Genomic DNA, 26697 nt, shown 5'->3' on the forward strand with positions numbered 1-26697 from the left:
GTTACACATGAAAGCTAATACCCCACTTCAAATACTGGGCGGCCTGACTGCCGCTGAATTCCTGCGCGACTACTGGCAGAAGAAACCCCTGCTGGTACGTCAGGCCTTCACCGACTTCGAAAACCCGCTGAGCGCCGACGAGCTGGCTGGCCTGGCGCTCGAGGAAGAAGTCGAGTCGCGGATCGTCATCGAGCACGGCGCCCAGCCATGGGAAATGCGCCGCGGCCCCTTCGCCGAAGATGAATTCAGCAAGCTGCCGGAAACCGAGTGGACCCTGCTGGTCCAGGCCGTGGACCAGTTCGTCCCGGAAGTTGCCGAGCTGCTGGAGCACTTCCGCTTTCTGCCGAGCTGGCGCATCGATGACGTCATGATCAGCTTTGCCGCGCCGGGCGGCGGTGTGGGTCCGCACTTCGACAACTACGACGTGTTTCTGCTGCAGGGCCTGGGCAAGCGCAACTGGAAGGTCGGGCAGATGTGCGATTCGCAGAGCCCGCTGCTCGATCATCCGGATCTGCGCATCCTGGCCGACTTCCAGCAGAGCGAAGAGTGGACCCTGGAGCCCGGCGACATGCTCTATCTGCCGCCGCGCCTGGCCCATTGCGGCGTTGCCGTGGACGATTGCATGACCTATTCGGTCGGTTTCCGTGCACCGAGCGCTGCCGAAGTGCTGACTCACTTCACCGACTTCCTCAGCCAGTTCCTGCCGGACGAAGAGCGCTACAGCGACGCCGATGCCGTGCCTGCGGCCGACCCGCACCAGATCCAGCACGACGCCCTGGATCGGCTCAAGCGCCTGCTGGCCGAGCACATGAGCGACGAGCGCCTGTTGCTGACCTGGTTTGGCCAGTTCATGACCGAGCCGCGCTATCCGGAGCTGGTCGCCGGCGAAGACATGGCCGAGGCCGATCTGCTTGCCGAACTGGAACAGGGTGCGCTGCTGGTGCGTAACCCGAGCGCCCGCCTGGCCTGGTCGGAAGTCGACGCAGACCTGTTGCTGTTCGCCAGTGGCCAAAGCCGCTTGTTGCCCGGCGAACTGCGCGATCTGTTGAAGCTGATCTGCGCGGCCGACGCCTTGCACATCGACAACCTGGGCCCCTGGATGCACGACGAACAGGGTCGCGCGCTGCTCTGCGAGCTGGTGAAGCAAGGGAGCCTGGGGTTCGCCATCGATGAATAGCATTGGCGTGCGCGTGGCTGACTGGCACAAGGACAATCGCGATATCCGGCGCATTCGCGAGGCGGTGTTCATCGCCGAGCAGGCGATTCCGGCCGAGCTGGAATGGGACGAGGACGATCTGAGCGCGGTGCATTTCCTGGCCGTCGAAGGCGACTATGCGGTGGGCACTGCCCGCCTGCTCGCCGACGGTGAAATCGGCCGGGTGTCCGTGCTCAAGGACTGGCGCGGCCTGAGGGTGGGCGACAAGTTGCTGCAAGCGGTCATCGCCCATGCCAATGCACTGGGCCTGCACGAGCAGAAACTCAGCGCTCAGGTGCATGCCACGGCGTTCTACGAACACCATGGCTTTCGCGTCGTCAGCGGTGAGTTTCTCGAAGCCGGCCTGCCCCATGTGGACATGGTTCGCAGTCCAAGCTGACCACGTGTGAGCGTGACCGTCGGCCGCGAAAGCGGCGACGTGGTTCGGCTGATATGCTGCATCCTGTACATTCAGCGCGCATGCCATACTTGTCCGCACATCCAATGCGGAGATCACGGACATGCCGCTGCACCTTCTGCTCGCCAGCCTGCTGTTGTGCCTGATGCCAAGTGCCCAGGCGGCCACCCAGGTCATGCCCCTTCACTATCGCACCAGTGCCGATATCCTGCCCATCGCCCAACAACTGGTGGGACGAGACGGCAGCGTCGCAGCCTACGGCAACCAACTGGTGGTCAACGCCGAGCCCGACAAGCTCGACGAGCTCACGGCACTGCTCGAGCAATTGGACAAGCCGGCGCGACGCCTGCTGATCAGCGTCGACACCAGCGACAGCAACACCGCCAACCAGCGCGGCTATCGCGTCAACGGCGGTGGCACCACGCGCATCATCCAGTACGGCACCGACAACCGCAGCGGCGGAGTGCAGCAGGTTCAGGCCAGCGAAGGCAGCCCGGCACTCATCCAGATCGGCCAAAGCGTACCCCTGACCACTGCAGGCACCGACGCCTACGGTCGCCTGCAAGCGCAGACCGAGTACCGCGATGTCACCCAGGGTTTCTACGTGACAGCCAGCCTGACCGGCGATGTAGTGCACCTCAACATCGCTACAAACAACGACCGACTGAGCCAGGAAAGGGCCGACGTGGTTAACGTGCAAAGTACGCAATCGACCCTCAGCGGCCGGCTCGGCGAGTGGATCACGGTTGCCGGCATGAACGAGCATTCGAGCATCAACCAACAGGGCATCGCCCGGCAATACAGCACCCAGGGGCGTAACGACACTACCGTTCGAGTCAAGGTCGACACCCTTGACTGAGCCTGAGTCGCGACAGCGCTGCCCCTGTCGCGAATCGGCGACCGCCGCCTCGAAAACTGACTCTACAGTCGCGGAATCGGCAAATATGTAGTGCTTTATAATTTTCACTACAAAACGTTTGACGTGCAGAAAATCCATGGGGCATGATGGCCTCGCCCTCACCGGTCTGCGTCTCTGCCAACCAGGCAAGCGCGGCGCACGGTCAGGGCCGACCGGCAGTTCGGCACAAGCAGCGCCTGGCGCAGCAACCCCATCATCGAACCTATGCACGAGGTTTATCTCCATGGCACTGACACGCGAACAACAAGAAGCGGCCCTTGCAAAAGACTGGTCCGAAAATCCGCGCTGGAAAGGTGTGACGCGCAACTACTCGCCCGCCGATGTGGTGCGCCTGCGCGGCTCGGTCCAACCCGAACACACGCTGGCCCGCCTGGGCGCAGAAAAACTGTGGGACCTGGTGACCCAGGGCGCCAAGCCTTCATTCCGCCCCGACAAGGATTTCGTCAACTGCATGGGCGCACTTACCGGCGGCCAAGCCGTGCAGCAGGTCAAGGCCGGCATCCAGGCCATCTACCTGTCCGGCTGGCAGGTTGCAGCAGACAACAACTCGGCCGAATCGATGTACCCCGACCAGTCGCTGTACCCGGTGGACTCGGTGCCGACCGTAGTCAAGCGCATCAACAACTCGTTCCGACGTGCCGACCAGATCCAATGGAAGGCTGGCAAGAATCCGGGCGACCAAGGCTATATCGACTACTTCGCGCCAATCGTGGCCGATGCCGAAGCCGGCTTCGGCGGCGTGCTCAATGCCTATGAACTGATGAAGAACATGATCGAAGCGGGCGCCGCCGGCGTTCACTTCGAGGACCAGTTGGCCTCGGTGAAGAAATGCGGGCACATGGGCGGCAAGGTATTGGTGCCGACCCAGGAAGCCGTTCAGAAACTCACCGCTGCGCGCCTGGCCGCCGATGTCGCTGGTGTGCCGACGATCATCCTGGCGCGCACCGATGCGAACGCAGCGGACCTGCTGACGTCGGACTGCGACCCTTACGACCAGCCGTTCGTGACCGGCACCCGCACACCCGAAGGCTTCTACAAGGTACGTGCCGGTCTCGATCAGGCAATCGCCCGCGGCCTGGCCTACGCGCCCTATGCCGATCTCATCTGGTGCGAAACCGCCAAGCCGGACCTTGATGAGGCGCGCCGCTTCGCCGAAGCCATAAAGCGCGAGTACCCGGACCAGCTGCTTTCCTACAACTGCTCCCCTTCCTTCAACTGGAAGAAGAACCTGGACGACGCGACCATCGCCAAATTCCAGCGCGAGCTGTCGGCGATGGGCTACAAGCATCAGTTCATCACCCTCGCCGGGATCCACAACATGTGGCATGGCATGTTCAGCCTGGCGCACGACTACGCGCGCAACGACATGACGGCCTATGTGAAGCTGCAGGAGCAGGAATTCGCCGATGCCGAAAAGGGCTACACCTTCGTCGCTCACCAACAGGAGGTGGGTACCGGGTACTTCGACGACATGACCACCGTGATCCAGGGCGGCGCCTCGTCGGTCACCGCCCTGACCGGCTCGACCGAGGAAGAGCAGTTCCACTGATCCCACAGGCAAGCTGCTCTCGCGAGGGAGCAGCGTCTGTGGGGCTAGGTAACTGTGGGAGCGGGCTCTGCCCGCGAAGAATTCGGTGCGGTGTACCCGCCAGACCGCAGCATGGCCTTCGCGGGTAGAACCCGCTCCCACAGGGTCATCGTCGCTTCCACAGGGATGGGTGTTGAATCCAAAGCCGCCGCATGCAGTTGCCGGCGGCTTTTTTATGCGTTCGATTGATCCAGCGCAATGCCGGCAACCGAATAAGCGGGTAAAACAGTGCGCACAGTTAATTGAGCCAACTTGCACGGTCAATCCAAGACGCTAAATGATATTAGTTATCATTAAGATATTCACGTACTCACGGTAAAAGCTTGGCCTGCTTGATATTTTCGTGTTTCACCCACCTAAATCCTCTCAGTGAGCTACATTGAATAAGCCTATGTGCGTAATGATACGAATTAATTTGCGATCCGAAATTTACTTGCCCGGCTTTTACCCATAAAATCATCGCGATTGATTCTGCTGCGACATATCGTCACTGCGACACTTCATTCAACCCAGAGGCCCCGGCCCCTGCCAAGGAAACCAGCATGCCCGATTCGACAGGACTCATCGCCCACAACTGGGGCTTTGCCATCTTCCTTCTCGGTGTTGCCGGTCTGTGTGCGTTCATGCTCGGGCTCTCCAGCCTGCTGGGCAGCAAAGCCTTCGGACGCAGCAAGAACGAACCTTTCGAATCCGGCATGCTGCCGGTCGGCAGCGCCCGCCTGCGCCTTTCCGCCAAATTCTATCTGGTCGCGATGCTGTTCGTGATCTTCGATATCGAAGCCCTTTTTCTCTTTGCCTGGTCTGTGTCCGTCCGCGAAAGCGGCTGGACCGGATTCGTCGAAGCTCTCGTTTTCATAGCAATTCTGTTGGCAGGTCTTGTCTACCTGTTCCGAGTGGGCGCCCTTGACTGGGCACCGGAAGCTCGTCGCAAGCGGCAGGCGAAGCTGAAACAATGAGGCTTTGGCAATGCAATACAATCTCACCCGGATCGACCCCGATGCTCCCAACGAGCAGTATCCCATCGGCACCAGGGAAACTGTTTCCGACCCCCTAGAAGATCAGGTTCACAAGAACATCTTCATGGGCAAACTCGAAGACGTCCTCAGCGGCGCGGTCAACTGGGGTCGCAAGAACTCCCTGTGGCCGTACAACTTCGGTCTTTCGTGCTGCTACGTGGAAATGACCACGGCCTTCACGGCACCCCATGACATCGCCCGCTTCGGCGCCGAAGTCATTCGGGCCTCGCCGCGTCAGGCCGACTTCATGGTCATCGCCGGCACCTGCTTCATCAAGATGGCGCCGATCATCCAGCGCCTCTACGAGCAGATGCTCGAGCCCAAGTGGGTCATCTCCATGGGTTCGTGCGCCAACTCCGGTGGCATGTACGACATCTACTCGGTGGTCCAGGGGGTCGACAAGTTCCTCCCCGTGGACGTCTACGTGCCTGGCTGCCCGCCGCGCCCTGAAGCATTCCTGCAAGGCCTGATGCTGTTGCAGGAGTCGATTGGCCAGGAGCGTCGCCCGTTGTCCTGGGTCGTCGGTGATCAAGGCGTCTACCGCGCCGAGATGCCGTCGCAGAAGGAACAGCGCCGCGAACAGCGTATTGCGGTAACCCACCTGCGCAGCCCCGACGAAGTCTGATCCAGCGTTTGTCACGCCTGCCGATGCAGGCCGAGAACCCCTGGCTTCACACCGTAGTTGACCGATAGCGACCGAGACCATGACAACAGCGGACACCGCTCTGTATATCCCGCCCTACAAGGCTGACGACCAAGATGTGGTCGTCGAACTGAACCAGCGCTTTGGCCCCGAGGCGTTCCTCGCCCAGGAAACCCGTACCGGCATGCCGGTGCTGTGGGTGGCCCGTGCCAAGCTGGTCGAGATCCTCACGTTCCTGCGCAACGTGTCCAAGCCGTACAGCATGCTCTACGACCTGCACGGCGTGGACGAGCGCCTGCGCACCCATCGCCGCGCCATCCCCGGCGCGGGCGACTTCACGGTGTTCTACCACCTGCTGTCGGTCGAGCGTAACAGCGACGTCATGCTCAAGGTGGCCTTGAACGAAGGCGAGCTGAACCTGCCGACCATCACCGGTATCTGGCCCAACGCCAACTGGTACGAGCGTGAAGTCTGGGACATGTTCGGCATCGACTTCGCCGGTCACCCTCACCTGTCGCGCATCATGATGCCGCCGACCTGGGAAGGTCACCCGCTGCGCAAGGACTACCCGGCGCGCGCGACCGAGTTCGACCCCTACAGCCTGACTCTGGCCAAGCAGCAGCTGGAAGAGGAAGCCGCGCGCTTCAAGCCCGAGGACTGGGGCATGAAACGCTCCGGGACCAACGAGGACTACATGTTCCTCAACCTGGGCCCCAACCACCCTTCCGCGCACGGTGCATTCCGCATCATCCTGCAGCTGGACGGCGAAGAGATCGTCGACTGCGTGCCCGACATCGGCTACCACCACCGTGGTGCCGAGAAGATGGCCGAGCGCCAGTCGTGGCACAGCTTCATCCCCTACACCGACCGCATCGACTACCTGGGCGGGGTGATGAACAACCTGCCCTACGTGCTGGCCGTCGAGAAGCTGGCCGGCATCAAGGTGCCGCAGAAGGTCGACACCATCCGCATCATGATGGCCGAGTTCTTCCGCATCACCAGCCACCTGCTGTTCCTGGGTACCTACATCCAGGACGTCGGCGCCATGACCCCGGTGTTCTTCACCTTCACCGACCGCCAGAAGGCCTACACGGTGATCGAAGCCATCACCGGTTTCCGCTTGCACCCGGCCTGGTATCGCATCGGTGGCGTGGCTCACGACCTGCCGCGCGGCTGGGAGAAGCTGGTCAAGGACTTCGTCGAATGGCTGCCCAAGCGCCTCGACGAATACACCAAGGCTGCGCTGCAGAACAGCATCCTCAAGGGCCGTACCATTGGCGTCGCCGCCTACAACACCAAGGAAGCCCTGGAGTGGGGCGTCACCGGTGCCGGGCTGCGCTCCACCGGTTGCGATTTCGACCTGCGCAAGGCGCGTCCGTATTCGGGCTACGAGAACTTCGAGTTCGAAGTGCCGCTCGCGCACAACGGCGATGCCTATGACCGCTGCATGGTTCGCGTCGAAGAGATGCGCCAGAGCATCCGCATCATCGACCAATGCATGCGCAACATGCCCGAAGGCCCGTACAAGGCGGATCACCCGCTGACCACGCCGCCGCCCAAGGAGCGCACGCTGCAGCACATCGAAACCTTGATCACGCATTTCCTACAGGTTTCGTGGGGTCCGGTGATGCCGGCCAACGAATCCTTCCAGATGATCGAAGCGACCAAGGGCATCAACAGCTATTACCTGACGAGCGACGGCGGCACCATGAGCTACCGTACCCGCATACGCACCCCGAGCTACCCGCACCTGCAACAGATCCCTTCGGTGATCAAGGGCAGCATGGTCGCGGATTTGATCGCGTACCTGGGTAGCATCGATTTCGTTATGGCCGACGTGGACCGTTAAGCATGAACAGCACGCTCATCCAGACAGACCGTTTCGCCCTGAGCGAAACCGAGCGCTCGGCCATCGAGCACGAGTTGCACCACTACGAGGACCCGCGCGCGGCGTCCATCGAAGCCCTCAAGATCGTCCAGAAGGAACGCGGCTGGGTGCCTGATGGCGCGCTGTACGCAATCGGCGAACTGCTCGGCATTCCGGCCAGCGACGTCGAAGGCGTGGCCACGTTCTACAGCCAGATTTTCCGCCAGCCGGTGGGCCGCCACATCATTCGCGTCTGCGACTCGATGGTCTGCTACATCGGTGGCCACGAATCGGTGGTCAGCGAAATCCAGAGCAAGCTGGGCATCGGCCTGGGCCAGACCACCGCCGACGGCCGCTTCACCCTGCTGCCGGTGTGCTGCCTGGGCAATTGCGACAAGGCCCCGGCGCTGATGATCGACGACGATACCTTTGGCGATGTCCAGCCCGCTGGCGTGGCCCAACTGCTGGAGGGCTACGTATGAAGCTCACCTCGTTCGGCCCGGCCAACACCATTGCCCGCGCCGCTGAAACCCATCCGCTGACCTGGCGCCTGCGTGACGACGGCGAGCCGATCTGGCTCGACGAGTACCAGGCCAAGGACGGCTACAGCGCCGCGCGCAAGGCATTTGCAGATATGTCGCAGGACGACATCGTGCAGACGGTAAAGGATTCCGGCCTCAAGGGCCGCGGCGGTGCGGGCTTCCCCACCGGTGTCAAATGGGGCCTGATGCCCAAAGACGAATCCATGGACATCCGCTACCTGCTGTGCAACGCGGATGAAATGGAGCCCAACACCTGGAAGGACCGCATGCTGATGGAGCAGCAGCCTCATCTGCTGATCGAAGGCATGCTGATTTCCGCGCGCGCGCTGAAGGCCTACCGTGGCTACATCTTCCTGCGCGGCGAATACACCACAGCCGCCAAGCACCTGAATCGTGCCGTACAGGAAGCGAAAGCCGCCGGCCTGCTGGGCAAGAACATCCTGGGCTCGGGCTTCGACTTCGAACTGTTCGTGCACACCGGTGCCGGCCGCTACATCTGCGGTGAAGAAACCGCGCTGATCAATTCGCTGGAAGGCCGCCGCGCCAACCCGCGGTCCAAGCCGCCCTTCCCCGCCGCCGTGGGCGTGTGGGGCAAGCCGACTTGCGTGAACAACGTCGAAACCCTGTGCAACGTGCCGGCCATCGTCGGCAACGGCATCGACTGGTACAAGGCGCTGGCCATGCCGGGCAGTGAAGACCACGGCACCAAGCTGATGGGCTTCTCCGGCAAGGTCAAGAACCCCGGTCTGTGGGAACTGCCGTTCGGCATCACCGCCCGCGAGTTGTTCGAAGACTATGCCGGCGGCATGCGCGACGGTTTCACGCTCAAGTGCTGGCAGCCAGGCGGCGCCGGTACCGGTTTCCTGCTGCCCGAGCACCTCGACGCGCAGATGTACGCCGGCGGTATCGGCAAGGTCGGCACCCGCATGGGTACGGGCCTGGCCATGGCCGTGGACGACAGCGTCAACATGGTGTCCCTGCTGCGCAACATGGAAGAGTTCTTTTCGCGCGAGTCCTGTGGCTTCTGTACGCCTTGCCGCGACGGCCTGCCGTGGAGCGTCAAGCTGCTGCGCGCCATCGAGACCGGCAACGGCCAGCCGGGGGATATCGAAACCCTGCTGGGCCTGGTCGGCTTTCTCGGCCCCGGCAAGACGTTCTGTGCGCACGCGCCCGGCGCCGTGGAGCCCTTGGGCAGCGCGATCAAATATTTCCGTGCCGAGTTCGAGGCGGGCATCAAGCCCGTCACGCCGGGCAGCCTGACCCAGGTGGCCACACCCACCATGGCCGGCGCCTGACCAACAGCACGCCCGGCGGCCCGTGCCGCCGGTATCGCCCGTTGACGCGCCCTTTCCGGCTGCGCCGGGCGAACGACAAGATTTCCATTAGCCACGCCCGCTGACAACGGGCCAACGAAGAACTTGAACCATGGCCACTATCCACGTAGACGGCAAAGCGCTCGAGGTCGATGGCGCAGACAACCTGTTGCAGGCCTGTCTGTCGCTGGGCCTCGACATCCCGTATTTCTGCTGGCACCCGGCGCTGGGCAGCGTCGGCGCCTGCCGCCAGTGCGCAGTCAAGCAGTACACCGACGAGAACGACACCCGTGGTCGTATCGTCATGTCGTGCATGACCCCTGCCACCGACAACACCTGGATCTCCATCGAAGACGACGAATCCAAGGCATTCCGTGCCAGCGTCGTCGAATGGCTGATGACCAACCACCCGCACGACTGCCCGGTCTGCGAGGAAGGCGGTCACTGCCATCTGCAAGACATGACCGTGATGACCGGTCACAACGAGCGTCGCTATCGTTTCAGCAAGCGCACCCACCAGAATCAGGAACTGGGCCCGTTCATCGCGCATGAGATGAACCGCTGCATCGCCTGCTATCGCTGCGTGCGTTTCTACAAGGACTACGCCGGCGGCACCGACCTGGGCGTGTTCGGCGCCCACGACAACGTCTACTTCGGACGGGTCGAGGACGGCACCCTGGAAAGCGAGTTTTCCGGCAACCTCACCGAGGTCTGCCCGACCGGTGTGTTCACCGACAAGACGCACTCCGAGCGCTATAACCGCAAGTGGGACATGCAGTTTGCCCCGAGCATCTGCCATGGCTGCTCGAGCGGTTGCAACATCAGCCCGGGCGAGCGCTACGGTGAGCTGCGCCGCATCGAGAACCGCTACAACGGTTCGGTGAACCACTATTTCCTGTGCGACCGTGGCCGCTTCGGCTACGGCTACGTCAACCGCACCGACCGCCCACGGCAACCGCTGCTGGCCGAAGGCAACCGCAAGCTGAGCCTCGACGAGGCGCTGGACAAGGCTGCCGAGCTGTTGCGCGGCCGCAACATCGTCGGCATCGGCTCGCCACGGGCCAGCCTGGAAAGCAACTACGCCCTGCTGGAACTGGTCGGTGCCAAGCACTTCTACAGCGGCATCGAAGCCGGCGAGCTGTCGCGCATCCGCCTGGCCTTGCAGGTGCTGCAAAACAGCCCGTTGCCGATCCCGAGCCTGCGCGAGGTCGAAGACCACGACGCGGTGTTCGTGTTGGGCGAAGACTTGACCCAGACCGCCGCGCGCATGGCGCTGGCACTGCGTCAATCGGTGAAGGGCAAGGCGGAGGCGATGGCCGAGGCCATGCGCGTTCAACCTTGGCTCGACGCTGCCGTGAAGAACATCGGTCAGCATGAGCTGCATCCGTTGTTCATCGCCAGCCTGACTGACACCAAGCTGGACGACGTCGCCGAAGAATGCGTGCACGCCGCGCCCGAAGACCTGGCGCGCATCGGCTTCGCCGTGGCCCATGCGATCGACCCGAGCGCACCCGCCGTCAGCGGCCTGGACACCGAAGCCCTCGAGCTGGCCCAGCGCATTGCCGATGCCCTAGTGGCCGCCAAGCGTCCGCTGGTCGTCAGCGGCACTTCGCTGGGCTGCAACGCCCTGATCGAAGCGGCAGGCAACATCGCCAAGGCCTTGAAGGGTCGCGACAAGGCCGGCTCGCTGAGCCTGATCGTGCCGGAAGCCAACAGCATGGGCCTGGCGATGCTCGGTGGCGAGTCGGTGGACGACGCGCTGCAAGCCGTGATCGACGGTCACGCCGACGCACTGGTGATCCTGGAAAACGATTTGTACACCCGTGTCGATGCCGCCAAGGTGGACGCCGCGCTGAACGCTGCCAAGGTGGTCATCGTTGCCGATCACCAGCACACCCGCACCGTCGAGCGCGCCCATCTGGTCTTGCCGGCGGCCAGCTTCGCCGAAGGCGATGGCACCCTGGTCAGCCAGGAAGGCCGTGCCCAGCGGTTCTTCCAGGTGTTCGATCCGGTCTACCTGGATTCCAGCATTCTGATCCACGAAGGCTGGCGCTGGCTGCATGCACTGCGCAGCACGCTGCTGAACCAGCCGGTGGACTGGACCCAGCTCGACCACGTAACCGCTGCCGTGGCCAACAGCGCTGCACCACTGGCGCGCATCGTCGATGCCGCGCCTTCGGCCTCGTTCCGCATCAAGGGCCTGAAGCTGGCCCGTGAGCCGTTGCGCTACAGCGGCCGCACGGCCATGCGCGCCAACATCAGCGTGCACGAGCCACGGACATCGCAGGATACCGATACCGCCTTTTCGTTCTCCATGGAAGGCTACTCGGGCTCGGCCGAGCCGCGTCAGCAGGTGCCATTCGCCTGGTCGCCAGGCTGGAACTCGCCACAGGCCTGGAACAAGTTCCAGGACGAAGTGGGCGGCCATCTGCGTGCCGGTGACCCCGGCACACGCCTGATCGAAAGCCAGGGCGACGGCCTGGGCTGGTTCGCCAGCGTGCCGGCGGCCTTCTCGCCCGCTCGCGGCACCTGGCAGGCAGTGCCGTTCTATCACCTGTTCGGCAGCGAAGAAAACTCTTCCCGCTCCGCACCGGTGCAGGAGCGGATTCCGGCTCCCTACGTCGCGTTGGCCAAATCCGAGGCCGATCGTCTGGGCGTCAACGACGGCGCGCTGCTGAGCCTCACCGTCGCCGGCCGGGCCTTGCGCCTGCCGCTGCGCATCAGTGAAGAACTGGGCGCAGGCCTGGTGGGTCTGCCCGCTGGCCTGGCGGGCATCCCGCCGGCGTTTGCCGGCGCATCCGTCGAAGGCCTGCAGGAGGCAGCACAATGACCTGGTTCACCCCTGAAGTGATCGACATCATCATCGGTGTGGTCAAGGCCCTGGTCATCATGCTGGCGGTGGTCGTCTGCGGCGCGCTGCTCAGCTTCGTCGAGCGTCGCCTGCTGGGCTGGTGGCAGGATCGCTACGGCCCGAACCGGGTCGGTCCGTTCGGCATGTTCCAGATTGCCGCCGACATGCTGAAGATGTTCTTCAAGGAAGACTGGAACCCGCCCTTCGTCGACAAGGTGATCTTCACCCTGGCGCCGGTGGTGGCCATGAGTGCCTTGCTGATCGCCTTCGCGATCATTCCGATCACCCCCACCTGGGGCGTGGCCGACTTGAACATCGGGCTGCTGTTCTTCTTCGCCATGGCCGGCCTGTCGGTGTATGCCGTGCTGTTCGCCGGCTGGGCCAGCAACAACAAGTACGCCCTGCTGGGCAGCTTGCGGGCCTCCGCGCAGACCGTGTCGTACGAAGTGTTCATGGGCCTGTCGCTGATGGGCATCGTGATCCAGGCCGGTTCCTTCAACATGCGCGACATCGTCGAGTACCAGTCGCAGAACCTGTGGTTCATCATTCCGCAGTTCTTCGGCTTCTGTACCTTCTTCGTCGCCGGCGTGGCGGTGACTCACCGTCATCCGTTCGACCAGCCGGAAGCGGAACAGGAACTGGCCGACGGCTACCACATCGAATACGCCGGCATGAAATGGGGCATGTTCTTCGTCGGTGAATACATCGGCATCATCCTGATCTCGGCCTTGCTGGTGACGCTGTTCTTCGGCGGCTGGCACGGTCCGTTCGGAATTCTGCCGCAACTGTCGTTCGTCTGGTTCGCACTGAAAACCGCGTTCTTCATCATGCTGTTCGTACTGCTGCGCGCATCCATCCCGCGCCCTCGCTACGACCAGGTAATGGATTTCAGCTGGAAGTTCTGCCTGCCACTGACCCTGATCAACATGCTGGTGACCGCCGCGATCGTGTTGTTGAACACGCCCGCCGGCACGGTTCAGTGAGGAATTGACCCATGTTCAAATATATCGGTGACATCGTAAAAGGAACGGGCACGCAGCTGCGCAGCCTGATCATGGTGTTCGGCCACGGTTTCCGTAAGCGCGACACCCTGCAATACCCCGAGGAGGCGGTGTACCTGCCGCCGCGCTATCGCGGCCGCATCGTATTGACCCGCGACCCCGACGGCGAGGAACGCTGCGTGGCCTGCAACCTGTGCGCCGTGGCCTGCCCGGTGGGTTGCATCTCGTTGCAGAAGGCAGAAACCGAGGACGGTCGCTGGTACCCGGACTTCTTCCGGATCAACTTCTCGCGCTGCATTTTCTGTGGCCTGTGCGAGGAAGCCTGCCCGACGACCGCGATCCAGCTCACACCGGACTTCGAGATGGCCGAGTTCAAGCGTCAGGATCTGGTCTACGAAAAGGAAGATCTGCTGATCTCCGGCCCCGGCAAGAACCCTGACTACAACTTCTACCGCGTAGCCGGCATGGCCGTAGCCGGCAAGCCCAAGGGCGCCGCGCAGAACGAAGCCCAGCCGATCAACGTGAAGAGCTTGCTCCCTTAAGGAAGAAAGATGGAATTCGCTTTCTATTTCGCGTCGGGTATCGCGGTGGTGTCCACCCTCAGGGTGATCACCAATACCAACCCCGTACACGCCCTGCTCTATCTGATCATCTCGTTGATCGCCGTGGCGATGACCTTCTTCGCCCTGGGTGCGCCGTTCGCCGGCGTGCTCGAAGTGATCGCCTACGCCGGCGCCATCATGGTGCTGTTCGTCTTCGTGGTGATGATGCTCAACCTGGGCCCGGCCTCGGTGCAGCAGGAACGCGTGTGGCTCAAGCCGGGTATCTGGGCTGGCCCGGTATTCCTCGGCGCCTTGTTGCTGCTCGAATTGCTGTACGTGCTGTTCGCCAACCCCAGCGCTGCCGGTATCGGCCAGACCACAGTCGATGCCAAGGCGGTCGGCATCAGTCTGTTCGGCCCCTACCTGCTGGTGGTTGAACTGGCGTCGATGCTGCTGCTGGCTGCAGCCGTGACGGCGTTCCATCTCGGCCGTACGGAAAAGGAGTAAACAGATGCCCGCTATCCCTCTCGAGCATGGCCTGGCTGTCGCCGGCATCCTGTTCACCCTTGGTCTGGTCGGCCTGATGGTCCGCCGTAACATTCTTTTCGTGTTGATGAGTCTGGAAATCATGATGAACGCCTCTGCCCTGGCGTTCATCGTGGCGGGCGCACGCTGGGGTCAGCCCGATGGACAGATCATGTTCATCCTGGTGATCACCCTGGCCGCGGCCGAGGCCTCCATTGGCCTGGCGATCCTGATGCAGCTGTATCGCCGCTTCCACACGCTCGACATCGACGCTGCCAGTGAGATGCGCGGATGAACCTGATCTTTCTGACCTTCGTATTCCCGCTGATCGGCTTCCTGCTGCTGTCGTTCTCGCGCGGGCGCTTCTCGGAAAACCTCTCGGCGCTGATCGGCGTCGGCTCCATCGGCCTGTCGGCGGTGGTTGCCGCCTACGTTATCTGGCAGTTCAACGTCGCGCCGCCCGAGGGTGGCGTGTACACCCAACTGCTGTGGCGCTGGATGGCGGTGGATGGGTTCGAACCCAACTTCACCCTGTACCTGGACGGCTTGTCGATCACCATGCTCGGCGTGGTGGTAGGCGTGGGTTTCCTGATCCACCTGTTCGCCTCCTGGTACATGCGCGGTGAAGAAGGCTACTCGCGCTTCTTCGCCTACACCAACCTGTTCATTGCCAGCATGCTGTTCCTGATCCTGGGCGACAACCTGCTGTTCATCTACTTCGGTTGGGAAGGCGTGGGCCTGTGCTCGTACCTGTTGATCGGTTTCTACTATGGCAACCGCAACAACGGCAACGCAGCGCTCAAGGCGTTCATCGTCACCCGCATCGGCGACGTGTTCATGGCCATCGGCCTGTTCATCCTGTTCCAGCAACTGGGTACCCTGAACATCCAGGAACTGCTGGTGCGGGCGCCGGAACATTTCAAGGTCGGTGACTTCTGGATCGTGCTGGCCACGCTGATGCTGCTTGGCGGCGCCGTGGGCAAGTCCGCGCAGCTGCCCCTGCAGACCTGGCTGGCAGACGCCATGGCCGGCCCTACCCCGGTGTCGGCACTGATCCACGCCGCCACCATGGTAACTGCCGGTGTCTACCTGATCGCCCGGACCCATGGGCTGTTCGCCCTGGCCCCGGACATCCTGCATCTGGTCGGTGTGGTCGGTGGGGTCACGCTGGTCCTGGCCGGCTTCGCTGCGCTGGTGCAGACCGACATCAAGCGTATCCTGGCCTATTCGACCATGAGCCAGATCGGCTACATGTTCCTGGCCCTGGGCGTCGGTGCCTGGGACGGCGCGATCTTCCACCTGATGACCCATGCCTTCTTCAAGGCGCTGCTGTTCCTCGCCTCGGGTGCGGTGATCGTCGCCTGCCATCACGAGCAGAACATCTTCAAGATGGGTGGGCTGTGGAAGAAGCTGCCGTTGGCCTACGCCAGCTTCATCGTCGGCGGCTCTGCCCTCGCGGCCCTCCCGCTGCTGACGGCCGGCTTCTATTCCAAGGACGAGATCCTCTGGGAAGCCTTCGCCAGCGGCAACAACGGCTTGCTGTACGCCGGCCTGGTCGGTGCGTTCATGACCTCGCTGTACACCTTCCGCCTGATCTTCATCACCTTCCATGGCGAAGCCAAGACCGAAGCGCACGCCGGCCACGGCGTTGCCCACTGGCTGCCGCTGGGCGTGCTGATCGTGCTGTCGACCTTTATCGGTGCCTGGATCCATCCGCCATTGGCGGGCGTGCTGCCGCAGAGCGTCGGTCATGCCGGAGGCGAGGCCAAGCACAGCCTGGAGATCGCCTCGGGCGCCATTGCCCTGGCCGGTATCCTGCTGGCAGCCATGCTGTTCCTCGGCAAGCGCCGCGTTGCCACGGCCGTGGCCAACAGCGGCATCGGCCGGATGCTGTCGGCCTGGTGGTTCGCCGCCTGGGGCTTCGACTGGATCTACGACAAGCTGTTCGTCAAACCCTACCTGCTGATCAGCCACCTGTTGCGCAAGGACCCAGTTGACCAGGTGATTGGCTTGATCCCGCGTACGGCCAAGGGCGGCAACAACGCCATGAGCCGTACCGAGACCGGTCAGTTGCGCTGGTATGCCGCTTCGATGGCCGCTGGCGCCGTGCTGGTGCTCGGCGCCGTCGTGCTGGCGGCGGTCTGATATGAATCCTGTGACTTTGCGAAAGGAAACGAGCCCGTCATGATTTTGCCCTGGCTGATCCTGATCCCCTTCATCGGCGGCCTTCTGTGCTGGGTAGCGGAGCGCAGCAGCGCTACCCTGCCCCGCTGGATCGCATTGCTGACCATGTCCCTGGAACTCGCGCTCGGCCTCTGGCTGTGGGCCAATGGCGACTACACCCTGGCGCCTGCACCCGGCGCGGAACCTGTCTGGGCCTATGAGTTCAAGCTCAACTGGATCCAGCGCTTCGGCATCAGCGTGCACCTGGCGCTGGACGGCCTGTCGCTGCTGATGATCCTGCTCACCGGCCTGCTGGGTATTCTCTCGGTCCTGTGCTCGTGGAAAGAGATCCAGCGCCACGTCGGCTTCTTCCACCTCAACCTGATGTGGATCCTGGGCGGTGTGGTCGGTGTGTTCCTGGCGCTGGACCTGTTCCTGTTCTTCTTCTTCTGGGAAATGATGCTGGTGCCGATGTATTTCCTCATCGCGCTCTGGGGTCACAGTTCCTCGGATGGCAAGAAGACCCGGATCTACGCCGCCACCAAGTTCTTCATCTTCACTCAGGCCAGCGGCCTGATCATGCTGGTGGCGATCCTGGGCCTGGTGCTGTTCAACTACAGCAACACCGGTGTGATGACGTTCAACTACAGCGATCTGCTCAAGGCGCAGTTGCCGGAACATGTCGAATACCTGCTGATGCTCGGCTTCTTCATCGCCTTCGCGGTGAAGCTGCCGGTGGTGCCGTTCCACTCCTGGCTGCCCGATGCTCACGCCCAGGCGCCTACCGCAGGTTCCGTGGACCTGGCCGGTATCCTGCTGAAAACCGCCGCCTACGGTATCCTGCGTTTCGCCCTGCCGCTGTTCCCCAATGCCTCGGCAGAGTTCGCACCGATCGCCATGACCCTCGGTCTGGTGGGTATTTTCTACGGCGCCTTCCTGGCGTTCGCGCAAAGCGACATCAAGCGCCTGATCGCCTTCTCCAGCGTCTCGCACATGGGCTTCGTGCTGATCGGTATCTACTCCGGCACCCAGCAGGCCCTGCAAGGCGCGGTGATCCAGATGCTCGCCCACGGGCTGTCGGCAGCGGCGCTGTTCATCCTCAGCGGCCAGTTGTACGAGCGCCTGCACACTCGCGACATGCGTGAAATGGGCGGGCTGTGGTCGCGCATTGCCTACCTGCCGGCCATCAGCCTGTTCTTCGCTGCTGCCTCGCTGGGCCTGCCGGGCACGGGCAACTTCGTCGGTGAGTTCCTGATCCTGCTGGGCAGCTTCACCGTCGCCCCGTGGATCACCGCCATCGCCACCTTCGGGCTGGTGTTTGGTTCGGTGTACTCGCTGATCATGATTCACCGAGCCTACTTCGGCCCCTCCAAGTCGGACGCGGTACTGGCCGGCATGGACAATCGCGAACTGATCATGGTGCTGGGTCTTGCGGGCCTGCTGATTCTGCTTGGCGTCTACCCGCAGCCTTTCCTCGATACCTCCGCCGCCACCATGACCGGTGTGCAGCAGTGGTTCGGCACCGCCTTCACTCAACTCGCTTCGGCCCGGTAAGAGCGCTATGGACCTGACGATTCAACACTTTATTGCGCTTGCGCCGCTGCTGATCACCACCGTCACCGTCGTTGCGGTGATGCTGGCGATCGCCTGGCGGCGCAACCATTCGCAAACCTTCCTGCTCTCGTGTGCGGGCTTGAACCTGGCGCTGCTGTCGATCCTGCCGGTGCTCAAGCTGACGCCCATGACCGTGACGCCGTTGCTGCAGGTGGACAACTTCGCTGCGCTGTACATGGCGCTGATCCTGGTGGCCACGCTGGCCTGCGTGACCCTGGCACACGCTTACCTGGGTGATGGCGCCACCGGCTATCCCGGCAACCGTGAAGAGCTTTACCTGCTGATCCTGATGGCCGCGCTGGGCGGCCTGGTACTGGTCTGCGCGCAGCACCTGGCCGGCTTGTTCATCGGCCTGGAACTGCTCTCGGTACCCACGTACGGACTGATCGCCTACGCCTTCTTCAACAAGCGCTCGCTGGAAGGCGGCATCAAGTACATGGTGCTGTCGGCCGCAGGCTCGGCGTTCCTGCTGTTCGGCATGGCGCTGCTGTACGCCGATGCCGGCAGCCTGAGCTTCTCGGGCATCGGCCTGGCCCTGGCCGCCACCGGCGTGCCGAGTGCGCTGGCGCAACTGGGCCTGGCGATGATGCTGGTGGGCCTGGCGTTCAAGCTGTCGCTGGTGCCCTTCCACTTGTGGACACCCGACGTGTACGAAGGCGCCCCGGCGCCTGTCGCTGCGTTCCTGGCCACTGCCAGCAAGGTCGCGGTGTTTGCCGTGGTGGTGCGCTTGTTCCAGCTGTCGCCGGCAGCCAGCAGCGGTGTGCTCAGCGATGTGCTGGCGGTGATTGCGGTGGCGTCGATCCTGATCGGCAACCTGCTGGCGGTGACCCAGAGCAACCTCAAGCGCCTGCTGGGTTATTCGTCCATCGCCCACTTCGGTTACCTGCTGATCGCGTTGGTAGCGAGCAAGGGCCTGGCCCTGGAAGCCATCGGCGTCTACCTGGTGACCTACGTGATCACCAGCCTGGGTGCGTTTGGCGTGATCACCCTGATGTCGTCGCCGTACAACGGCCGCGACGCCGATGCACTGTACGAGTACCGTGGCCTGTTCTGGCGCCGTCCGTACCTGACGGCGGTGCTGACCGTGATGATGCTGTCGCTGGCGGGCATTCCGCTGACCGCCGGTTTCATCGGCAAGTTCTACATCATCGCCACGGGCGTCGAATCGCAACTGTGGTGGCTGACCGGTGCGCTGGTGATCGGTAGCGCCATCGGCGTCTTCTACTACCTGCGCGTGATGGTGACCTTGTTCCTGATGGAAAAGAACCTGCGTCGCACCGATGCCCCGCTCAAGTGGGAACAGCGCACTGGTGGCGTGATGCTGCTGGCCATCGCCGCCCTCGCCTTCCTCCTGGGCGTGTACCCACAACCGCTGCTGGAGCTGGTGCAGCATGCCGGGTTCCAGTTGGGTTCGGTGGTTGTGAAAGGCTGAAGATCGGCTGCATGAAAAAACCCGCTTCGGCGGGTTTTTTTATGTATCCGTGGCGGCCTCTTCGCGGGCAGAGCCCGCTCCCACATAGCCGAAAACTAAACCGCCCACCATCGCGGAAACAGGCTCTTGACCCGCGCCTCGGCAAAGCGGTCGTCGATAAGAACTACCACCCCCCTGTCGTCCTGACCACGGATCACCCGTCCTGCCGCCTGCACTACCTTGCATAAACCGGGATACAGGTAGGTGTAGTCGTACCCCGAACCGAACAGGGTATTCATGCGTCCCTTGATCTGCTCGTTGACCGGGTTGAACTGGGCCAATCCAAGGGTAGCGATAAAGGCGCCGATCAAGCGCTTGCCGGGCAAATCGATGCCCTCGCCAAACGCACCGCCAAGCACCGCAAAACCGACGCCCTGACTGGTCGAGGTGAAGCGGGCAAGAAAGTCACGCCGTGCGCCTTCATCCATCTTACGTGCCTGTGCCCACTGCTCGATGTTCGGGTAGCGCTCGGCCAACAGTGCCTCGACCTGCTGCAGGTAATCGAAACTGCTGAAGAACGCTAGGTAGTTGCCCGGCTGTGCCAGATACTGCTTGGCAATCAGTTCCACGATGGGCCCCAGCGACGCCTGTCGATGGTTGAAGCGCGTGGAGATGTCATCGACGATGCGCACCTCCAACTGCTCGGCACTGAACGGCGACTGCACGTCGATCCACGCATGGTCCTTGGGCAGCCCGAGCAGGTCGGCATAGTAGCGTCGCGGGCTGAGCGTGGCGGAAAACAGAATGGCACTGCGCGCTGCGGCGATGCGCGGCCCCAGCAAGGGCGCCGGGACGATATTGCGCAGGCACAGCTGCGACTGCACACGCTTGCCCGAACTGTCGCGGCGAGTCACGTCGAATACATAGTGCTCGTCGAACAGCTCCGCCACGCGGGTGAACTGCAACGCCTGGAAATAGAAGTCCAGCAGTTGCGGATCGATGCCCTGGGGCTGCGCATTCATCTCGTCGCCAATCAGACTGATGCAGCGCAGCAGCGCCAGGATCAACTTGTCCGGCAGACGCGCGTGGGCCTGGTATGGCCCCGATTGCTCGGCATGCAGCGCGTTCCACTCCCGATTCACACGTTGCAGCGGACTCTTGAGCTTGCTTGGCGGCGCCGCGCGCACCGCCTGCAGCGTGCGCTGGTCGAGGGTGGCGCTGTACATGCCGCGCGCGCGGTCGACCAGGTTGTGCGACTCGTCGACCAACACCGCCACACGCCACTGGCGCTCCTGCGCCAGACCGAACAGCAGGGCATTGAGGTCGAAATAATAGTTGTAGTCGCCGATGACCACGTCCGCCCAACGGGCCAGTTCCTGGCTCAGGTAATAGGGGCAGATCCGGTGCGCCAGGGCGGTCTGGCGCACCTGTGCCTGATCCAGGATCTGCAAGCGCACGGCGTCTTCGCGAGCTGCCGGCAGGCGGTCGTAGAAGCCCTTGGCCAACGGGCAGGATTCACCGTGACAGGCCTTGTCCGGGTGCTCACAGGCCTTGTCCCGCGCGACCATTTCCAATGTACGAAGCGGCAGCCCCGGCTGGCGATGCAATTGCGCCACGGCCTCCAGCGCCAGGGCACGACCGGGGCTTTTGGCGCTGAGAAAGAAAATCTTGTCCAGTTGCTGCGGGACCATCGCCTTGAGCAACGGAAACAGCGTCGCCAGGGTCTTGCCGATACCGGTGGTGGCCTGGGCCATCAGGCAGCGCCCGGTGCTGACCGCCTTATAGACGGTTTCCGCCAACTCGCGCTGACCGACGCGAAAGGCCGCATGGGGAAAGGTCAGTGCACGCAGCGCCGCATCGCGTTCGGCGCTACGGGCCAGTTCCTGACGCGCCCATTGCAGGAAGCGCGAACACAGCCGTTCGAAATGTGCTTCCAGATCCTGCGCCTGGCACTGCTGGCTGAACACCGTCTGCTTGTCGTAATCGACATCGAAATACACCAAGGCAACGTCCATGCGCGTCAGCTGCAGTTGCTGACACATCAGCCAGGCATAGACCTTGGCCTGGGCCCAGTGCAATTGGCGATGATTGTCGGGCTGCAGATCGAGGTCGCCGCGGTGGGTCTTGATCTCTTCCAGGCGGTTCAGCGCCGGGTCATAGCCGTCGGCGCGGCCGCGCACCTGCAACTCATGGTATTGACCGCTGAGGGTGACTTCGCTCTGGTAGCCGGCCTCGCGGCCCTGGGTCACCCGGCGATGGCCGAGCATGCCCTCCTGAGCCGACGGCGAAGGTGTGAAGCGCAGGTCGAGGTCACCCACCTTGGCCGTGAACTCGCACAAGGCCCGTACGGCCACGGTGTAGCTCACGCGGGCTGTCCTGCCCACTCCACGTAGCAGACCTGCACCGGCAGTGCATGGCGGGCACAGAACTCCAGCCAGCGCAGTTGGTTATCCTGCAAGCGGTCGCCGGGCCCCTTGACCTCGATCATCAGGTAGCGACCTTCGGCGGGCCAGAACTGGATGAGGTCGGGCATACCGGTGCGGTTGGCCTTGACGTCTTCCAGCACCCGGTCGAAACAGTGTTTGAGGTGCTGCGCGGGAATACAGCCCAATGCGAGTTCGAGCAAGGTTTCGTCGAGCATGCCCCAGTGCACGAAAGGCGATTGCAGGCCGCGTTTTTCCTGCCAGGTCTGGCGGATGGTGTGCTTGTAGCGGCCGTCGTCCAGCTCGCCCAGGCATGCGTCGAACAGCGCACTGCGACGCTGGCGGAAGTCGGGCTGATGCAAGTCGGCCGGACCGTTCTGGAACGGGTGGAAAAATGCCCCGGGCAACGGTGCGAAAATCGCCTTCCAGCACAGCAGGCCGAACAAGGCGTTGAACAAGGTGTTCTCGACATAATGCACCGGCGCATCTTCACTGTGCAGCGACGCGGCGACCCGCCGCTCGACGCTCAGGCGCTGTTCGCAGAGCACCAGAGTCAGGTCCAGGCGCGCGACTTTTGCGGCCTGGCGCTTGGGTTGCGCAGGCAAACCCAAGTGCCGACGCAGGCGCGGCAGCATGCGCGGCAGTTGCTGCGCTTCGGCCGGATTGAGCGGGGCAAGGCTGGCCTGCTCGGCCAACTCCAGCGCCTGGCTGTATTCACCGCGCAACTCGAGGACGCGAATGATCCGCGCACGGGCCTGGGCAAACGCGCAGCTGCGGTACACCACCAGGGCCTGATGCAGATCCTGCTGACGCTCGCAGGCATAGCCCAGGCGGAACAGCAGCTTCTGCCGACGGCTCTGCAACCAGGATTTGTCCGTGGTCACCGCCAGCAGTTGACGGTGAATGTCTTCGCACGGCAGCCCGGCTTCGATCGCTTCGCTGCATGCATGCAGCGCCAGCCCGGCCGCCACGTCGTCGCGATGGGTCAGCCCCCGTGACTCGGGCGCCAGCTGCACCGCCTCGTAGCGATACACCCCCAGGTCGGCCAGCACGAACTCGGTCCAGCCTTGATGCAGATTGCCGAAGAACAGCAACCGCAGACGGTCACAGAGTGCTTGCACCGTCAGGCAGTAGAGCGTGTCGGCCAACGTTGGACACCAGCCCCGAAACGGCTGCACGGGCCAGTCGTGTTCGGCAAGGGCCAGCAGCAGTTGCGGCTTGGGCAACGATGGCTTGGCGAGGTGGGTCGCGAAACAGCTGACGATTTCCGGCTTGAGCAGCACCTCGCCCACCTGCTGCAGCGTCAGCGGGGCTTGATCGGTGAGATAACCGCTGGCCAGCAGCGGTCGCGCTGCTTCGTCTGGACAACCGATCTCGGCGTACTCGAGGCGACTGGCGCGGAACATCTCGCCCTTGCGCATGATCATGCGCACCAACAGCGCCTGGGACGGCTGCGGCAGCGCGTCGAAACGCTGGATGAAGCTCAGCTCCTCGGTATCCAGCACGTCCAGGTAGCGTTGCTCCAGCCACGCCAGTACGCGACGGAAATTGGCCAAGTAATAGAAAGGGTCTTCGAGCGCTGCAAATGCCACGTTTTCGCCAAACCAGTGTCATGAAAGCCACTGTTTATACATACAGAAAAAAGCCAAGGCAATCGGAAATGGACCGATGGTGGACTACACCTCGTGCACTTTCAGGGCCACTGCCAGCGCTGCGGCGCAGCGCTCCCACTGCACCGCCGAGTGCCCGCAACCATTGAGGCGCAGGTGTTGATGACAATGGCCCTGCAGGCTGAAGATGTCACCCGGGGCGATCAGCAGACGCTGCCTGCGCAGGTCCTCGTGGACGCCGCGCATGTCCACCGGGTAGCGCGCCCGCGCCCACACGCAGGCGCCACCGGCGCTGCGTGTCAGTTGCAATCGTTCGTTCAGCCGCGTGTGCAGGAGCGTGGTGAAGGCTGTCACCTGTTGCTGCAGGGCTTCACGTTGCAGGTTCAAGTGAGCGTCGTAGGCACCGCTGCCGATGAACCGAGCGAGCGCCTTGTGGCGCAAGGGTGGCGCCGCAGTCACGCGTTGCAGGCAGTACTGCTGCAGGCGGCTTGGCCAATGCCGCGACAGCAGGTAGGCGAAAGGCGCCTCGGCACCCATGACGGGTTGCAGCGAGCCGAAGATCAGCAAGCGCTGCGGCACTACCAGCTCGCGAAAACGCAGCACCGCTTCGAAGCACAGGTCGCCCTCTGTGTCGTCCTCGGCCACCCACACCCCGTGCCGCTCCAGCAGGCTGGCGATCGTGCGCTTGTCGGCGTCACCGATGCAGGTGCCGTGCGGGCCATGAAAAGAGGCGCCCAGCACCATCAGGCGCACCTGGCGCCTGGCAAGCACTTCGCGCAGGCGCTGCATCGGCACCCGGCCGCGCTCATCGAGCGCCAGCTCGACCACCCGCGCCCCGGCCTGCTGCAAGGTGCGCAGAATGCGCCAGCCGCACGGCACCAATACCACCACCACCGCGCCTTGCAGCTGCATGGCGGTCCAGGTCATGTGCAGCACACTGAGCAGGTCACCGCCGATGTAGACATCGTCGGCGCACCAGTGGTGGTCCAGGCAGCGGGTGTAGCGCGCCGCCAGCGCATGGCGCAGCTCCAGTTCACCACACGGCTGGGCGATGCTCCCCAGCCCTGCCGGGTAGCGCCTGGCCAGTTCGACTTCCAACCTGAGCAGGGTCTTCAGGGCATCGGTACGCGGCGGTGGTGCTGCGCCACTGAATACGTCCACACTGGACTGGCAGGCGCCGGCGAGTACCTGCTGGAGCAGATCGGGGCTGACCAGCGCCGGCCCGAAGGCTGTGGAGCCCCGTGCGTAGTAACCGGACTTGGCGATCGGCTCGATTCGCCCTTCGGCTTCGAGCAGCCCGTAGGCGGCCTGCACGGTCGAAACCGAAACATCCAGGGTTCGCCCCAGCGCTCGCAGGGATGGCAGCTTGACACGCAACCCTGGCTCGATCCCGTCGATCAGACGCAATAGGTAGCGGTACACACCTTGATAAGCGAACGCGCCGGCCTTGTCCCTGGCAGCGCCGTTCATGGCAATCTGGGTCGCTGGTAGAGCCCTTGCAGAATTGGCAAAGACAGCCCGCTGACCGATTCCAGCCACTGCGAGACCTGCGCTGCAACCCTGGAACCACGCAGCGCGCGGTGCAGGTGGGGCAGAGCCACCTGCATGCCCGGATGGCACGCTGTCAGGAATGCCTCCAGGCGTGCCCCACGATCGCTGAACGGGGCGTACACCGCACAGTTCAGCTCCGCTGGAGTCATCCCGTACCACGTGGTCAAGCGGGCCTGCATCTGCTCGGCGGCGTCTTGCACAAGTGCTCTGGGCAGGTGCGTAGCAGGCCGGACCTGGTTCGCCGCCGTTCGGCCCACGGTGTTGCGGAAGGCCTCCAACCCCTGCTCGAAGCTACCCCCGTGCAAGCACTGGCTGCGCAGGCCGTGCAGGTAAGCCAGCCAGGCCAGTTGCGGATGGCGGATTTCGTGTGGATCGAATAGCGGGCGCACGGGTTGGCAGCCCAGAAACTGCCACATGGCGTCATCGGACGCCGACGGATCGCCGAGCAGATCATGCATACCCAGCAATCGCGCCCTGTCGAGAGGATCGACGCGCTGGCAGCGTGGCATACCCACGACACCAGCACCCAGCCCCTGCAGACAGCCACTGCCCTGCCAATGCTCGCGAGTCGCGGGCGATGCGCCCGCCCGGCGTCGCTCACGCATTGCCCAGGCAACGAAACGTCGCCGCTGCAACACCGGTTGGTCGAGCACGATGGCATCGGCCGGGGCCGAGTAGCCCAGCAGTCGCTGATAAACCCGCGCGATCGTTCGATAGCCCCGATGCTGCAGCTCGGCGGATCCAGAGGGGGCGAATTCGTGGGCAGCATTCAACAATTCGCTGCGACAACTCGAGCGCTGGGCGTCGACGCCTGCAAGGCGATACTCGTACGGCCGCAAGGCATCGTCGGCGAACGTCAACAGTTCGATGCGCGGATCGTCGTGCAGAAACAGCGCATTGCAGGCCCGCTGCACATTGCCGTTGCGGACATCGTCGAGCAGGGCCTGGCTGCTCACCGCCGCACGGATGAAAAACGTCGGTTGATGACGGGCAGCCAAGGTCAGTTGCGCTGCCCGCAGCAATGCCAGACCGGCATGGCCGGCCGTGCTGCCGCAGAGCCTGTAGACGACTCGATAGCCGCCCAGCCGCTGGGCGCCGCCGGCGGCGCTCATCAAGCGCTGGATCAGTGGCTGTACCGCCACCCGCCGCGCTGGCGAAAAGGAACCGAGCAAACGCGACAGCACCTGCTGGTAGACGCGATTCATGGCTTGCTGGTGCATTGCGCTCATGGCTGCTTTCCGAGTACTGGCCGAGAACCCGCCGGACGACTGCCACACTTCGAAACGTGCTTGCAAAGCCCCGGAGACGGGCATGGAGCGCGCATTATGAAGGGCCGTTTTCCGATTAAAAGATACAGAAAGCAGGCAACGGACAATGCAGATTGGCGGGCGTACGGCGAATCCGCACGAGCACCATGAGGCGCCCATGCCGACGCCGGGCGCAATCGGACAGGTCTGAGAAAAGAGTGGAAAGGTCTTACAAATCTGCGCGAATCAGCGATGCAG

The 26697-nt window shown here is 63.2% G+C and carries 21 protein-coding genes; 17 read left to right on the top strand and 4 right to left on the bottom strand.

Translation table 11 applies throughout. The features are described from left to right. Nucleotides 1-7 precede the first annotated feature (7 nt). The 17 genes from ONG87_RS11560 (at nt 8) to nuoN (ending at nt 19629) form a co-directional block, all read left to right on the top strand. Nucleotides 8-1177 carry a cupin domain-containing protein gene (locus ONG87_RS11560; RefSeq protein ID WP_122477757.1) on the top strand — a complete coding sequence of 390 codons (1170 nt, stop codon included), beginning with the start codon at nt 8-10 and terminating at the stop codon, nt 1175-1177. Continuing rightward, nucleotides 1170-1595 (top strand): GNAT family N-acetyltransferase, encoded by a 426-nt coding sequence (locus ONG87_RS11565; protein ID WP_185793205.1) that lies wholly within the window; start codon nt 1170-1172, stop codon nt 1593-1595. Before ONG87_RS11560 ends, ONG87_RS11565 begins: the two co-directional genes overlap by 8 nt. 121 nt (nt 1596-1716) lie before the next feature. Next, nucleotides 1717-2472: a secretin N-terminal domain-containing protein gene (locus tag ONG87_RS11570; RefSeq protein WP_122477753.1), complete on the top strand. Its 756-nt coding sequence runs from the start codon at nt 1717-1719 to the stop codon at nt 2470-2472. Nucleotides 2473-2755: 283 nt separating this feature from the next. Further along, a complete protein-coding gene (gene aceA / locus ONG87_RS11575) occupies nt 2756-4081 on the top strand; it encodes an isocitrate lyase (RefSeq protein ID WP_122477751.1) in 1326 nt (441 codons plus the stop codon). Between the two features lie 581 nt (nt 4082-4662). Continuing rightward, complete coding sequence (locus tag ONG87_RS11580) at nt 4663-5076, top strand: NADH-quinone oxidoreductase subunit A (RefSeq protein ID WP_043190089.1); 414 nt, start codon at nt 4663-4665, stop codon at nt 5074-5076. 10 nt (nt 5077-5086) lie between these two features. Continuing rightward, complete coding sequence (locus ONG87_RS11585; RefSeq protein WP_122477749.1) at nt 5087-5761, top strand: NADH-quinone oxidoreductase subunit B family protein; 675 nt, start codon at nt 5087-5089, stop codon at nt 5759-5761. Between the two features lie 79 nt (nt 5762-5840). Further along, complete coding sequence (gene nuoC, locus ONG87_RS11590) at nt 5841-7628, top strand: NADH-quinone oxidoreductase subunit C/D (RefSeq protein ID WP_264381283.1); 1788 nt, start codon at nt 5841-5843, stop codon at nt 7626-7628. A gap of 2 nt (nt 7629-7630) precedes the next feature. Further along, complete coding sequence (gene nuoE / locus ONG87_RS11595) at nt 7631-8128, top strand: NADH-quinone oxidoreductase subunit NuoE (RefSeq protein ID WP_122477746.1); 498 nt, start codon at nt 7631-7633, stop codon at nt 8126-8128. After that, nucleotides 8125-9483: an NADH-quinone oxidoreductase subunit NuoF gene (gene nuoF / locus ONG87_RS11600; RefSeq protein ID WP_122477744.1), complete on the top strand. Its 1359-nt coding sequence runs from the start codon at nt 8125-8127 to the stop codon at nt 9481-9483. Before nuoE ends, nuoF begins: the two co-directional genes overlap by 4 nt. 130 nt (nt 9484-9613) lie before the next feature. Next, the gene (gene nuoG / locus ONG87_RS11605) at nt 9614-12331 is read left to right on the top strand and encodes an NADH-quinone oxidoreductase subunit NuoG (RefSeq protein WP_264381284.1); all 2718 of its coding nucleotides are present in this window, start codon (nt 9614-9616) and stop codon (nt 12329-12331) included. After that, nucleotides 12328-13335, top strand: coding sequence for an NADH-quinone oxidoreductase subunit NuoH (nuoH, locus tag ONG87_RS11610; protein ID WP_264381285.1), 1008 nt, complete (start codon nt 12328-12330; stop codon nt 13333-13335). Before nuoG ends, nuoH begins: the two co-directional genes overlap by 4 nt. Nucleotides 13336-13346: 11 nt before the next feature. Further along, the gene (gene nuoI / locus ONG87_RS11615; protein WP_122477739.1) at nt 13347-13895 is read left to right on the top strand and encodes an NADH-quinone oxidoreductase subunit NuoI; all 549 of its coding nucleotides are present in this window, start codon (nt 13347-13349) and stop codon (nt 13893-13895) included. A 9-nt stretch (nt 13896-13904) separates the two neighbouring features. Continuing rightward, nucleotides 13905-14402: an NADH-quinone oxidoreductase subunit J gene (nuoJ, locus tag ONG87_RS11620; protein ID WP_049860090.1), complete on the top strand. Its 498-nt coding sequence runs from the start codon at nt 13905-13907 to the stop codon at nt 14400-14402. Nucleotides 14403-14406: 4 nt separating this feature from the next. After that, complete coding sequence (gene nuoK / locus ONG87_RS11625; protein ID WP_043190115.1) at nt 14407-14715, top strand: NADH-quinone oxidoreductase subunit NuoK; 309 nt, start codon at nt 14407-14409, stop codon at nt 14713-14715. Beyond that, entirely contained in the window at nt 14712-16565 is a 1854-nt protein-coding gene (nuoL, locus tag ONG87_RS11630) for an NADH-quinone oxidoreductase subunit L (protein ID WP_122477737.1), read from the top strand. Before nuoK ends, nuoL begins: the two co-directional genes overlap by 4 nt. A 39-nt stretch (nt 16566-16604) precedes the next feature. Then, nucleotides 16605-18137, top strand: a complete 1533-nt coding sequence (nuoM, locus tag ONG87_RS11635; RefSeq protein ID WP_264381286.1) for an NADH-quinone oxidoreductase subunit M — start codon at nt 16605-16607, stop codon at nt 18135-18137. Between the two features lie 7 nt (nt 18138-18144). Next, entirely contained in the window at nt 18145-19629 is a 1485-nt protein-coding gene (gene nuoN / locus ONG87_RS11640) for an NADH-quinone oxidoreductase subunit NuoN (RefSeq protein ID WP_122477733.1), read from the top strand. 95 nt (nt 19630-19724) lie between these two features. Here nuoN and ONG87_RS11645 read toward each other — a convergent pair whose 3' ends face one another. From ONG87_RS11645 to ONG87_RS11660, 4 genes are all read right to left on the bottom strand, one after another. Next, the gene (locus ONG87_RS11645; protein WP_264381287.1) at nt 19725-21974 is read right to left on the bottom strand and encodes an ATP-dependent DNA helicase; all 2250 of its coding nucleotides are present in this window, start codon (nt 21972-21974) and stop codon (nt 19725-19727) included. Continuing rightward, the gene (locus ONG87_RS11650; protein WP_264381288.1) at nt 21971-23623 is read right to left on the bottom strand and encodes a VRR-NUC domain-containing protein; all 1653 of its coding nucleotides are present in this window, start codon (nt 23621-23623) and stop codon (nt 21971-21973) included. The genes ONG87_RS11645 and ONG87_RS11650 overlap by 4 nt, the downstream gene beginning before the upstream one ends. Nucleotides 23624-23707: 84 nt before the next feature. Further along, on the bottom strand, nt 23708-25111 hold the full coding sequence (locus ONG87_RS11655) for a PLP-dependent aminotransferase family protein (protein WP_264381289.1): 1404 nt from the start codon (nt 25109-25111) through the stop codon (nt 23708-23710). After that, nucleotides 25108-26421: a hypothetical protein gene (locus ONG87_RS11660; protein ID WP_264381290.1), complete on the bottom strand. Its 1314-nt coding sequence runs from the start codon at nt 26419-26421 to the stop codon at nt 25108-25110. The genes ONG87_RS11655 and ONG87_RS11660 overlap by 4 nt, the downstream gene beginning before the upstream one ends. Nucleotides 26422-26697: the final 276 nt, after the last annotated feature.

The sequence above is a fragment of the Pseudomonas sp. MM227 genome, assembly GCF_947090715.1.
Lineage (GTDB): Bacteria > Pseudomonadota > Gammaproteobacteria > Pseudomonadales > Pseudomonadaceae > Aquipseudomonas > Aquipseudomonas baltica.